The organism is Agarivorans aestuarii (assembly GCF_019670125.1).
GTDB lineage: Bacteria > Pseudomonadota > Gammaproteobacteria > Enterobacterales > Celerinatantimonadaceae > Agarivorans > Agarivorans aestuarii.
On record NZ_AP023033.1, the window covers coordinates 1,237,266 to 1,249,036 of the forward strand.

Sequence of the window (11,771 nt, forward strand, 5' to 3'; positions counted from 1 at the left end):
GTCCCTGTTAGTCGTTGAGCTTATGTGCTTTGGTTTACATAAGCTCAAGTCTCTTATACCAAACAGCCCCATGGCCATTGCTATGGGGCTGTTTGTATTAGTGACTATTGCTTAAAGTCGTCTTGGTAGTTTTTAGGCGGTGGTGTCCAGCCGCGTTCGGTAAGCGAGTGACCGTCGCTGCGATCTTTGCTCATGGCTTTGCCTAGTAACTCTTCTAACTGCAAAAACAGTTCGCGGTAGTCGTTGCTAAAGCGGTTGTCTTCGTTACCCGCTAACCAAGTTTGGTAGAGCTTTTCTTTATTGTCTTTTTCTATTTGGTCAAAAGCGGCTTTAAGCTGTTCAGACTTAAAGGGATGAAAGCCCAATTCGTTAAGTGCTCGGCCACCCATTTCTAATGCTGAATAGTAGGCTTCGGTAATAATGTGATCGGCACCTAAGCTGCGTAGTTCGTAAGCATGGCCGCGGTCAAACGCCCGCACCATTAAACGTACATGCGGATGAGCGTGTTTTACGTATTTAACGATGTCGCGCACCTTCTCTTTATCATCAATGGTGACCACCATTAGCTTGGCTTCTTCAATGCCAGCGGTATGCAATAAGTCTGGCTGAGTGGCATCGCCATAGTAGCTTTTAATGTTAATTTTACGCATTAATTCTACTTGGCCAGCTTGGTGATCAAGCACCACGGTTTTAACCCCGTTGGCTACCAAAAAGCGGTTTACGATTTGGCCAAAACGACCAATGCCCGCCACTATCACGGTGCCTTTTTCATCAATTTCATCGGGTTCTTGATGATTCTCGGTGCGTTCGTAACGCGGCAAAATGACTTTGTCGTAAAGAATGAAAAGGCTAGGTGTTAAGAACATTGAGAAGGCCACGACTAAAGACAATATTTGCGATAGGTCTTGTGGTATTACATGGTTTTGTACGGTGTAGTTAAGCAATACAAAACCAAATTCACCAGCTTGAGCCAGGCTTAAGGCAAATAGCCAACGATCGCTATTTCTAATCTTAAAGATTATGGCTAGCACAAATAGGATGGTGGCTTTAATTAGCATGATGCCTAAGGCCATGGCGATAACTTTACCCCAATGCAGCTGCAATACGCCAAAGTCGACACCCGCACCAACGGTGATAAAGAACAGGCCTAGTAGTAAACCTTTAAAGGGCTCGATAGTGGATTCTAACTCGTGCCTAAATTCACTGTTGGCTAGTACCACTCCCGCAAGGAATGCACCTAGAGCCGGAGATAAACCTACCAAGCCCATTAAGGCGGCAATGCCAATAACCAGCATTAAGGTGGCGGCGGTAAATATCTCACGTAGCCCAGAGCTTGCTACATAGCGGAACAGTGGTCGACTAAGGAAATGGCCGCCAACCACTAAGGCCACAATAGCTACAACCACCACAATGCCATACGCCCAGCCGGGTAGGTGAGCTACAAGGTTTAGGCTGTCGCCGTGTTCGGCTGCCGCTTCACCCAGTTTTTCGGATAAGGCCACTAACTCTGGCAATGCTAATAAAGGAATTAGCGCCAGCATCGGGATTACCGCAATATCTTGGAACAGCAATACCGAGAAGGAAGAGCGTCCTCCATCGGTTTTGGCTAGGCCCTTTTCGTTAAAGGTTTGCAATACAATCGCAGTGGAAGATAGCGAAAAGATTAAACCAACGGCTAAAGCGACCGACCACTGTAGGCCAAAGGCCAAGCAAAGCAGCATCACTACCACAGTGGTAATGCTTACCTGTAAGCCACCTAAGCCAATTAGCTTATGGCGCATATTCCACAGCATGCGCGGCTCTAACTCTAGACCAACTACAAACAGCATCATCACCACGCCAAACTCGGCAAAGTGTTGAATAGTGGCGGTTTCGCTGCCCACTAAACCGATGACTGGGCCAATAATTACCCCTGCAATTAAGTAGCCTAATACCGAACCTAAACCTAAGCGTTTAGCCAGCGGCACAGCCAGTACAGCGGCAATTAAATATACAAAGGCTTGTAAGAAGTAACCTGTCATAGCAAGCCCCTTATAAGGTCAATATTTTGTACATCTAACTTGGCTAAGCCAGAAGCAAGCTCTAGATCTAGCTTGTTGTTTATTAGTGAGTTAAGTAGTTGGTTCCAATCTTCTAGATGTTTTTTGTCGCGCTGTTCTTCGGCGGCAGTTCGCGAGCTAAACAGGGTGAAAGGCGCAAGGTAGCGCATGCCAATCAGTGAGGCGGTTTGTTCTATTGGGTGCAGTAATTCGCGAATGGTGAAATGGTTATAACCTTCTTTGCGATAAGCCGCCTCTGCGCCGCCTGCCGTAATGGCGCATAGCAAGGTTTTACCATGCAGCATGGTGCCTTCGTGCCCATAAGCAAAGCCGTATTCCAGCACTAAATCTTGCCATTCTTTTAAGATAGCCGGAGTGGAATACCAGTACAGTGGAAATTGCATAATTACAATGTCGTGCGCCAGCAAGCGCTGCTGCTCTTTATCTACGTCTATTCGAAAAGTGGGGTACTCGCGGTATAAATCAACGGCGGTTACGCCATCGGTTTTACTGGCGAGCTTGAACATTGGGCTGTTGATTTCGGAGCGATCTTGCGACGGGTGCGCAAATAGCAGTAAAACTTTATTTTTCTGCTTCGGCATTAGCAATTCCTTTTAGCCTTGCATAACAAGCGACGATAAAAACTAGTTTCAATATAGGTAGTTTTGGCAACTAGGTTCAAGTAAAAAGCGAATAAAATTAGCTTATTAGGCTTATCTGGAGGCTTAACTATTCTACCGTTGCTGAAGCGGGCTGCGACAAAATACCAAATATTTGTTGTTTGAGTTGAACACGCTGTAGTTTCATTTGCATGAAGTATTGATCTTCTGTAGGAACTTGAGTGGCTTCTAAGCCGCGTATTTTATGGTCTAGTTGATGATAGCGCTTGGCGAGGGCATTAAAATCACTGTCTGCTACTTTAAGCTGATGAATTTTATCCCGATGTTCTGGAAACTCAAAAATAAGCGCGTGGTTCTCACCTAACATATTTGCCTCGTTAGCTTGCTGGCCTAGCTTTTAGCTTAGTCGAAACTGGCTAAACTAGGCCACTTAGCTCTTGGTTTAAGGCAAAAACCTACGCGCAGATCTTAGTGTTTAAGGCTTTAAGCAAGGGCAATCACCGGCCACGATTAGCGCTAAGGCATTGGGCAAAACTTCAAAGCGGGCGTGGTTAAACTTATGCGGTTCGCCGTCTAAGTTGGTTGGAATGAACTGCTCGGATTTGGTTTCTAACCAAGGGGTTTGCCAAGAGATTACGTACTCGGCATTTATTTGTTCGCCATTGCCAAAGGCTGCAGCTTCTTGCAGTACTTGGCTTAGGGCGGTTGCGGGAAAGTCACGTACTAAACAAATGTCCATTAGGCCGTCGTTAAGGTAGGCATTTGGCCCCAATATTTGTCCGCCACCGGCTTGTTTTCCGTTGCACAATGCACCAATGATAATGCCGCCAGAAAACTGTTTGTTGGGGCTGCGAAGCTCGCCAATATAAGGCTTAAAGTTGAGTGCCTGCACAATGCCCGAAAGGGTATAAGCACCGCCGCCTAAAAAGTTTTTAAGCTCTACTGGGGTTTCTGCGGTGATCTGCACACCAAAACCGGCAGTGAGCACATTCATAAAGTAGTAGTGTTGCTTAGTCTCTAAATCGCTCGCTTGCATTACATCAACCGGTTTGGCGCTGTTGGCTAAGGCAAACTCTAAGGCTGCTAGAGGCGTGTTGGGGATTTGGCAGGCAGTGGCAAAATCGTTGGCTGTGCCTAGTGGCAATACTCCTAAACTAGGACGTTGTTCGGCTGGGTAGTGCATAAGGGCTGACACCACTTCTTGCACCGAGCCGTCTCCACCGCCAATCACCAATTTTTTCTCTGGCTTGTTCCAACCTTGTTGGTGGGCCTCGGCGACTAAACGTTCAACATCACCGCCTTCCCAGGTAACTCTTACCTGAATGTCGTGACCTTGCTTGCGCAACTGCTGCACGGCTTCACGTATTTCCGGCAGGTGGGCTTTCTTTCCATTTAGTATTAATCGAAGTTCCACAATTAGCCTCTATTTAATTATCAGTAACTTAGCTGCCTTATTACTATATGCACGATTGAATTAGCTGGCTAGCAAGTAGCTATATAATAGCTAGTTTTGCTTAGGCTAAGCCTTTCATCCTTAGGTATAAAGCCTCTACTTTATCGCGCGCCCATTGGGTTTTACGTAAAAACTTAAGGCTAGATTTAACGCTAGGGTCATGGGTAAAACAGCGAATATTGATACGAGCGCCTAGCTCTTCCCAGCCATAAAATTCAACGAGTTCTTCAAGGATACTTTGAAGGGTTTTGCCATGTAGGGGGTTGTTTGCTTGGGTCATTATTAAACCTATTGTTCTTGCTCCGCATAAGTGTATCAGCTTCAAATAGAGGCAGCTAAAGCAAATCTGGATTAATTGGCTTATTGTTTCATATCTCTTATTGTTTGCGCAGACTCAGTAGCGCAGATAGGTTATGGTTAAACGGAATGTAATTAACGGGAAAATGGCTTAAATGGAAGGTTTTTTACGCATGGTTCGAGTGCTTACCGCCTTGGGTTTGTTTGCATTAACGGCTGCGATTTTATTTTTTACCCTAGAGCTTCGCCAAGTGCGACTGCAGCTGCCCAGCATGTTAGAGCAAGTGGATAGCACAGCGCAGCGTGTTGACCCCATAGTGGCGCAAGTTGCTGAGCTGCAAACCTTTATCCCGCAAATTATTGAGCAAAGCGAGGGGTATCAAGAACTGATCCCCGAGGTACTAAGCCGAGTTGATGACATTAACGCTCAACTGCCTTTGATCATGGATGAAGTTGCCGCAATTAGCCAAGCCATTGAACCGGTATTAGAGCAAACCGAGGCGTGGCGTGAAGAACTACCAGCGATCCTCAAGCGAGTAGATGAAACCAATACTACCGTGCGTGGAACCAATAAAGAGATTGCTAAAGTAGTGCCACAAGTGCCGCTTATTTTGGCAGAGAGCGAGGCCTTAAGGATTGAAATCCCTGAAATGATTGCCAGTGCCGATGACTTAGTGAGCAAAGCCGAAGATGCGGGCAAAGAGGCCAGTAAGGGCTTGGTGACTGGTTTTGTAGGAGGAATCTTAAGTTCGCCGTTTAACCTCATTGGTAAAATTGGCGACAATACTACAGAACGTTTAGGCCTCAAGAGCACTGACAGTATTACTGATGAAGACCGAGATGAGTACGAAAAGGCCATGAAGAAGCTGATGAAACGACCTAAGCAAGGCGCTAAGGAGCAATGGAGTAATCGCAAGTCGGGCAACAGTGGAGTGATTACCATCAAGACCGTGGCGATGCAGGGCGAGGTGCAATGCTACCAATTTGTCAGTGATTTTGTGATTGCCAAGGGTGAGGATAAGGGCGAGCACCAACTCATTACTGAAGCTTGTGAGAATTAATGACAAAATATTTCTAAAGGAAATCTCAGTATTGCCGCTATAAGCTTGATATCCAGGAATAGGAGGTAGAATGGAAATCAGTGGAGCAAGCACTTCGCAGTCTATGGAAGTGATTTCAGCCAAACTGGCGAAAAGCCAGCAGGAGCAAGACGGTAAAGCGGTGCAAGAATTAGTGGCCGCTGCTGATGTACCAGAAGCCGCTCCTGCGACTAGAGCTGGACTTGGCGAAAATATAAATATAAAAGTGTAAATAGACTAAGCCGCATCCGCGGCTTATTTTTTGTCTGACTATTCAATACTTAAACTGTTAGAGCTAAGCCACTTAGTCAGCTTAAACCAACTAATATCTCACATCAGAAATACGATCACTTTCTGCTTCAAATTGTATCAGCACATTGAGATAACACGCCATTGCAAAAGCCATCACAGTGCTTCTTATAGTGAAATAGAGCGCCCATGTTTGACGAAACCAAGGCGTATAAATAGCTTAAGGTCGCTCAGTTGCTAGCGAGGGCTAAGTGCGAGTTTTTAGCTAAACTGTAAATTTGAACACTTTGGGTCAAGGCTTAATCTGTGTTCCGATTTTTGTGAACATAGATCACTTTTCGAACTGCAGTATTAGATCTTAATCTCATTTATCAACATTCTTTCACATTTGTATTATTAAATTATATATCTTTGTGGTTCATTAGATTTGAAAACGCTCTCGTATAGAGTTTCAGACAATGTGGAAACGGAGATAGCTGTTATTTCCACGTCAACACACAGCACTGAGTCGACTATGTACAAAAACTATATGGTTGATTTATACAACATTAGGTGAATGGATAAATGAAACATATCTATCTAAAAAGCTTGCTAGCAACTTCTGTTTTTCTAGCCGTAGGCTGTACATCAACTTCTGCTCCTGATTCTGTTGAAAAATTTACCAACAACAAAGAAACCGGTGAAGCTCTATTAGCGCCAGTAGCAGTTACAGCAAGCAGCCACGATGGTAACGGCCCTGACCGTTTAATCGATCAAGACATTACAACGCGTTGGTCAGCAGCCGGTGACGGCGAGTGGGCGACGCTGGACTACGGTTCTGTTCAAGAGTTTGATGCTGTGCAAGCTGCTTTTAGTAAAGGTAACCAGCGTCAGTCTAAGTTTGATATCCAAATGAGTGTTGACGGTGAAAATTGGACAACAGTACTAGAGGGTCAAGAGAGCTCGGGTAAAGCCCTAGGTTTAGAACGTTTTCAGTTTGAGCCTGCGGTAAACGCTCGCTACGTAAGATACGTTGGCCACGGCAATACCAAAAACGGTTGGAACAGTGTTACTGAATTAGCTGCAGTAAACTGTGGCATTAACGCTTGTCCATCAAGCCACATCATTACCAGTGCAGTTGTTGCTGCTGAAGCGTCAATGATTGCAGAAATGAAAGCAGCCGAGAAAGCACGTAAAGAAGCGCGTAAAGACCTTCGCTCAGGTGATTTTGGTGCACCAGCAGTATACCCTTGTGAAACCACAGTAAACTGTTTGCGTTCTGAGCTTCCTCCAACGCCGGCTTTACCAGAAACTCCGCTAGCTGGTAACGCGCCAAGTGAAAACTTTGATCTGTCTTACTGGTACCTATCTCAACCTTTTGACCATGATAAAAATGAACGTCCAGATGACGTAAATGAGTGGAACTTGGCAAATGGTTATTCACACCCAGAAATATTCTATACAGCTGATGATGGCGGTTTAGTATTTAAATCTTACGTGAAAGGTGTTCGTACCTCTAAAAACACTAAGTATGCGCGTACCGAGCTTCGTGAAATGCTACGTCGCGGTAACATGTCGCACAAAACTAAAGGTGTGAACAAAAACAACTGGGTATTCTCAAGCGCTCCAGAAGCAGACTTAAAAGCTGCCGGCGGTATTGATGGCGTTTTAGAAGCTACCCTTAAAATTGACCACGCCACCACTACTGGTGCGGCTAACGAAGTAGGTCGCTTTATTATTGGTCAAATCCACGACCAAAACGATGAGCCAATTCGTTTGTACTACCGTAAGCTGCCAAACCAAGCAACTGGTGCAGTTTACTTTGCTCACGAAAGCCAAGACGCTACCAAAGAGGATTTCTATCCGCTAGTAGGTGATTTAACTGCTGAGGTTGGTGAAGATGGTATCGCGCTAGGCGAAGTATTTAGCTATCGTATCGAAGTGGTTGGCAACACCATGACAGTTACCGTTTCTCGAGAAGGCAAAGAAGACGCTGTTCAGGTAGTTGACATGAGCGACAGTGGCTACGATGTTGGTGGTAAGTACATGTACTTTAAAGCCGGTGTTTACAACCAAAACATCTCTGGCGACTTAGATGATTACTCTCAAGCTACCTTCTATAAGCTAAAAGCAACTCACGATAGTTACACTGAGAAATAAGCTTTAGTTGTCACCTTGTTTAAACATACCCCGCTCTAAAGCGGGGTATTTTTTTGGCTTACTAAAGCTTACGGCTTATTTTTGTTGGTAATCTAAACCTAGGTAATCGAATACAAAACCCATCAACCACAGTGGACCTATCAACAGGTACTGAATATCTTCAAAGAAAGACGGTTTAGCCCCTTCTATTTTGTGGCCGATAAATTGGCCTATCCAAGCTACTACAAAGATAAACACGCTTACCTTCCATAGGGCTAGCGGACTGAACTGAGTAATCAAGTCACAGACTAAAAAGCAGCTTAAGGTAAACAGAGCCATGGCTAAGGTAAGTGGTTTAGACAAGCGTAAGTAAAAGCCATGAACCGGTATTGCTAGCAAGCTGGCAAGATTGAGCCAACATAGCGTATTGCTGTTGGCCGAATTAGTTCCCGGCAAGGGAACTGACCACAACAGGCCAACAATACTAAAATAAATGGCAGGTACCATAAACCAGTGGATGGCTTTGTTAGTAGGATGTTGATGGCTACGCGCATATTCCTTAAACCATTGCTGGACTGGCTTGGACACAATAAGCTTCCTGCTGACTTGTTAAAAAACTGTTACTGTAGCAGTTGGAGCTCTGACCAGTAGCCTTTGAGCGTTAGTTTGCGAGCTAGATCTCGCAGCATTCACTGTTCATCAATAAATTTGAGCTGTTTGATAAAGCCTTCAATCGCTTTGTCGTCATGACTAGAGAACTGATACTTGTTATGAAAAAACACGCTTAGCTCAAGCTGAGAGTTAGCAACAACAATGGTATAACCGTCCCAGTCTGAACTGGCATTTAGGCCTTCATACAAGTAGTGGTCTTGCTGCTTTTTTCCCAAGCGACAAATCTTTTCGTAGACCCGAAGTACTAAGTTGACATCGACTAGTCGTTGCATCTTAAGGCTGCCCTTGTTGGTCAATCAAACTGTTTGCCCACGCCGCAGCTTTGTTCATCGCAGCGCTCTTTACCGGTTAACAGTTTAGATATTTTGAAGCGGTTTTTGGCAAAAACCAAATAGGCTTTGTCGGATACTTTGCGCAATAAGGGCGTGCGTAACAGTTGTATCCAAGGTTTCTGATTGACCAAGCCCCACGCTTGCGCGGTAACATCCAAGCCTAGTAGCAAGGTGCCTTCTTCTGTTTCCGCGTGCAGTATGTCGCTGGCTTCGGAGCGGTCAATATGTGGATACTTGCTGGTGAAATCTGCTTGATTAATATCTTGCAGCTCAATGAGTTGGCGATGATCAAAAAACTTAAGTTGACGCATTTCCTCTGCGCAAAGCGGACATTGGGCGTCGTAAAATATTCGTAATTGCATAGTGATTTCCTATTACTGGTAGCCAAGAACCACTAGGTGGCTTAGTACTGCTACTGTGGTTAATTTAAAGCGCATGGCTTGGTAGCTTTTGCCTAAGTGGCTTGGGTTGCTGCTGTGCCATTCGCTGTAGTAAAGGTAGGTGAAGGCACAGGCTAGTATCACTAATGCACTGCTACTTGAATTAAGCAATAAACAAGCGACGCCTAGTAAAGTGAAAGCATTGCTTAGATACAATTGCGCTGGGCTAGAGGCTTCACTATTTAAGGTTTGTGCCCACAAGCTGCCCGACAAAAAACACAAAATGGCTACGCTGTAGTATAAAAATACTTGAGTAGCGGAAAAGCCGAGTAGCGGAACTTGAGTCGCAACCGCCAGCGCTAGCGCGATAAAAGCGCTTAAGCCGGCGTAACCCAGTAGCTTGTAGCTTCGCTGTAATTTATTCAATTTATCACCTCATCAATCGCTTGTTACTAAAACGCATCAAGGTGGCAAATAGATCGCCAAGCTAGTTGTTACTGGCAGACTTATCTAATGGCAATACGTTGCAGAACAAGTCCTTTTCGTATTGTTTTTCTAGGTGTTCGCGCCAGTTTCGTTGGCTTATTGGTACTAGGTAGAATGTTTCTCGATTGGTATCGGTCACAAAAGCCATACCGTGGGGCATTAGTTCGTAGTGAATATCGTGTACAAAACTTAACGAAAAGCTTTGCCGACCAGTAAGGTGATTGATGTCTTCTCGTGATAAACACACCCCTTTTTTGTCTTCAGCAAAACGGTCTCGTAACCATGATGAAAACTGTTTAGCGCTAATCATTGTCATAGGAAGCGCCTCCTTAGGTTTGGGTTAATTTTGAACAATTAAACATTAAAGTTATAGCAGAACAATGGGCAGGTGAGATGAGTAAGCCTAAGAAGGTGTGCTGATTTTGCTGTAAATGGATATAAGAAACAAAAACTTAAGAATTTTGAGGGTAAGGCTTAATAACCTTACCCTCAATGACGCTAGAAATTAGCTAGGAAGAATGGGATCAGCAGTGCGTTCACTAAGTCGATAAAGAAGGCACATACTAGCGGCACAATGATGAAGGCTAGATGAGAGTTACCATAGCGCTGCGAAACTGCCGACATGTTAGCCATGGCCGTAGGTGTTGAGCCTAAGGAAATCCCGCCAAAGCCCGAACAAATTACCGCTGCATCATAGGATTTACCCATAGCTGGGAATACCACAAAAATATTCACTAATATGGCAATCATAAATTGTGCTGCAAGAATCGCTAAAATAGGACCGGCTAAATCAATTAAGGTCCAAAGCTGCATGCTCATCAGTGACATTGCTAAAAAGGTGCCCAAAGAAATGTCGGCAATTAAAGCAATGGCTGGTTTGCGAGATGGCCACTGAGTACCGGTTAAACGCGGTAGCGATTTAGGTACCAAGTTGGTCATTACAATACCGGCAAACAAACAGGTCACAAACAAGGGCAGCTGTAGGCCAGCTTGTGAAATGGCTTCATTTAACAAGAAGCCAAGAATAATACATACATGAATGGCTAAAATGGCATCTAAGAAGTCAAAACCAGTAATGCTGTTGTCTTTATTTTTTTCGGCTATACCAATATCTAAAGGCTCTTCTTTTTTAGGTTTTAAGTTGTGTCGATTAACCAAGAACTGGGCAATAGGACCACCCATTAAGCTGGCCAAGATAAGACCAAAAGTCGCACTGGCAATACCAATTTCCATGGCGTTACTGATGCCAAAGTCTTCAGCAATTCTAGGTGCCCAAGCAATGGCAGTACCATGACCACCAATTAACGATACACTGCCGCCCAACATGCCTACGGCAGATTCCAAACCGAATATTTTGGCAACAGTAATACCAGTTAAGTTTTGCAGGATCATGTAACCAATGGTGATACCCAATAGAATCACTAGCGGCATACCGCCTTTAAGCAAGTCTCTAAGGCTTGAATTAATACCAATGGTGGTGAAGAAATACACCAGCAAAATATCTCGAGCGACCAGGGTAAATTCAATTTCAACTGAGGTGAGCGCGTAAATCAAACCAATCATTACTGAGAATAAAATCCCTCCGGTAACCGGTTCTGGAATACTAAACTCGCGCAGAAAACCCACCGCTGCATTTATTCGTCTACCGATAAATAGCACCAAAATACCAATGGTGGCGGTGAAAAAGGAGTCAAATAGTAGAACTCCATTGTCAAACTCAATACCCATAAAACGTCCTATAACATTAATGATTTAAACATGCCGATGGCATGTCGAGCAGGATCCATCCTACTTAGGTGTATAAGTGGCGGAATAGTTGCAATTTTTCGCAAATATTTCCAAGTTAGTGTAGAGAGTGATTGCTATTGAGTAAACGTAATTTAGCGAATTACTTCAGACGAGGCCTTACTCTGAGGCTGTAGCTTGCTTGTTGAAAAAATAACAAGCACACACTAAATAATTTGCTTTTATTTGACGGTTCTTTGTTATTATTCGTTTTTTATAGGCATTTTCAGTGCATGATGCTGCTGGCTTCGCATTTATGCC

General features: G+C 44.3%; 13 protein-coding genes and 1 pseudogene. 3 read left to right on the plus strand and 11 right to left on the minus strand.

Features of this window, described 5'->3' with window-relative positions; translation table 11 throughout:
• Positions 1-104: 104 nt before the first annotated feature.
• The 5 genes and pseudogenes from K5609_RS05725 to K5609_RS05745 form a co-directional block, all read right to left on the minus strand.
• Entirely contained in the window at positions 105-2,021 is a 1,917-nt protein-coding gene (locus K5609_RS05725) for a monovalent cation:proton antiporter-2 (CPA2) family protein (RefSeq protein WP_221076348.1), read from the minus strand.
• On the minus strand, positions 2,018-2,641 hold the full coding sequence (locus K5609_RS05730) for an NAD(P)H-dependent oxidoreductase (RefSeq protein ID WP_221076349.1): 624 nt from the start codon (positions 2,639-2,641) through the stop codon (positions 2,018-2,020). Before K5609_RS05730 ends, K5609_RS05725 begins: the two co-directional genes overlap by 4 nt.
• Positions 2,642-2,768: 127 nt before the next feature.
• Entirely contained in the window at positions 2,769-3,026 is a 258-nt protein-coding gene (locus tag K5609_RS05735) for an HP1242/YdcH family protein (protein WP_221076350.1), read from the minus strand.
• Positions 3,027-3,134: 108 nt separating this feature from the next.
• Positions 3,135-4,073 (minus strand): lipid kinase YegS, encoded by a 939-nt coding sequence (yegS, locus tag K5609_RS05740; protein ID WP_221076351.1) that lies wholly within the window; start codon positions 4,071-4,073, stop codon positions 3,135-3,137.
• 106 nt (positions 4,074-4,179) lie between these two features.
• Positions 4,180-4,392: pseudogene (locus tag K5609_RS05745) on the minus strand (VF530 family protein); the annotation flags it as partial.
• Between the two features lie 172 nt (positions 4,393-4,564).
• On the opposite strand from K5609_RS05745, the gene K5609_RS05750 reads away from it, so the two are divergent.
• From K5609_RS05750 to K5609_RS05760, 3 genes are all read left to right on the plus strand, one after another.
• Entirely contained in the window at positions 4,565-5,470 is a 906-nt protein-coding gene (locus K5609_RS05750) for a hypothetical protein (protein ID WP_221076353.1), read from the plus strand.
• A 70-nt stretch (positions 5,471-5,540) separates the two neighbouring features.
• Entirely contained in the window at positions 5,541-5,720 is a 180-nt protein-coding gene (locus K5609_RS05755; RefSeq protein ID WP_016400965.1) for a hypothetical protein, read from the plus strand.
• Positions 5,721-6,301: 581 nt separating this feature from the next.
• A complete protein-coding gene (locus K5609_RS05760; protein ID WP_221076354.1) occupies positions 6,302-7,876 on the plus strand; it encodes a polysaccharide lyase family 7 protein in 1,575 nt (524 codons plus the stop codon).
• Between the two features lie 75 nt (positions 7,877-7,951).
• On the opposite strand, the gene K5609_RS05765 is transcribed toward K5609_RS05760, so the two are convergent.
• The 6 genes from K5609_RS05765 to gltS all read right to left on the minus strand — a co-directional run bounded on the left by K5609_RS05765 (position 7,952) and on the right by gltS (position 11,453).
• Positions 7,952-8,443, minus strand: a complete 492-nt coding sequence (locus tag K5609_RS05765) for an Mpo1 family 2-hydroxy fatty acid dioxygenase (protein ID WP_221076355.1) — start codon at positions 8,441-8,443, stop codon at positions 7,952-7,954.
• Between the two features lie 101 nt (positions 8,444-8,544).
• Positions 8,545-8,799: a DUF3081 family protein gene (locus K5609_RS05770; protein WP_221076356.1), complete on the minus strand. Its 255-nt coding sequence runs from the start codon at positions 8,797-8,799 to the stop codon at positions 8,545-8,547.
• A gap of 20 nt (positions 8,800-8,819) precedes the next feature.
• Positions 8,820-9,221, minus strand: coding sequence for a thiol-disulfide oxidoreductase DCC family protein (locus K5609_RS05775; protein ID WP_016400969.1), 402 nt, complete (start codon positions 9,219-9,221; stop codon positions 8,820-8,822).
• Positions 9,222-9,233: 12 nt separating this feature from the next.
• Positions 9,234-9,665 (minus strand): DUF3429 domain-containing protein, encoded by a 432-nt coding sequence (locus K5609_RS05780; RefSeq protein WP_221076357.1) that lies wholly within the window; start codon positions 9,663-9,665, stop codon positions 9,234-9,236.
• A gap of 61 nt (positions 9,666-9,726) precedes the next feature.
• A complete protein-coding gene (locus K5609_RS05785; RefSeq protein WP_221076358.1) occupies positions 9,727-10,041 on the minus strand; it encodes a hypothetical protein in 315 nt (104 codons plus the stop codon).
• 182 nt (positions 10,042-10,223) lie between these two features.
• Complete coding sequence (gene gltS / locus K5609_RS05790; protein ID WP_221076359.1) at positions 10,224-11,453, minus strand: sodium/glutamate symporter; 1,230 nt, start codon at positions 11,451-11,453, stop codon at positions 10,224-10,226.
• Positions 11,454-11,771 lie beyond the last annotated feature (318 nt).

Excerpts from the sequence above, each read along its gene's own strand:
- K5609_RS05725 (WP_221076348.1), bottom strand. The coding sequence starts at position 2,021 with ATGACAGGTTACTTCTTACAAGCCTTTGTATATTTAATTGCCGCTGTA.
- K5609_RS05730 (WP_221076349.1), bottom strand. The coding sequence starts at position 2,641 with ATGCCGAAGCAGAAAAATAAAGTTTTACTGCTATTTGCGCACCCGTCG.
- K5609_RS05735 (WP_221076350.1), bottom strand. The coding sequence starts at position 3,026 with ATGTTAGGTGAGAACCACGCGCTTATTTTTGAGTTTCCAGAACATCGG.
- K5609_RS05750 (WP_221076353.1), top strand. The coding sequence starts at position 4,565 with ATGGAAGGTTTTTTACGCATGGTTCGAGTGCTTACCGCCTTGGGTTTG.
- K5609_RS05755 (WP_016400965.1), top strand. The coding sequence starts at position 5,541 with ATGGAAATCAGTGGAGCAAGCACTTCGCAGTCTATGGAAGTGATTTCA.
- K5609_RS05760 (WP_221076354.1), top strand. The coding sequence starts at position 6,302 with ATGAAACATATCTATCTAAAAAGCTTGCTAGCAACTTCTGTTTTTCTA.
- K5609_RS05770 (WP_221076356.1), bottom strand. The coding sequence starts at position 8,799 with ATGCAACGACTAGTCGATGTCAACTTAGTACTTCGGGTCTACGAAAAG.
- K5609_RS05775 (WP_016400969.1), bottom strand. The coding sequence starts at position 9,221 with ATGCAATTACGAATATTTTACGACGCCCAATGTCCGCTTTGCGCAGAG.
- K5609_RS05785 (WP_221076358.1), bottom strand. The coding sequence starts at position 10,041 with ATGACAATGATTAGCGCTAAACAGTTTTCATCATGGTTACGAGACCGT.
- gltS (WP_221076359.1), bottom strand. The coding sequence starts at position 11,453 with ATGGGTATTGAGTTTGACAATGGAGTTCTACTATTTGACTCCTTTTTC.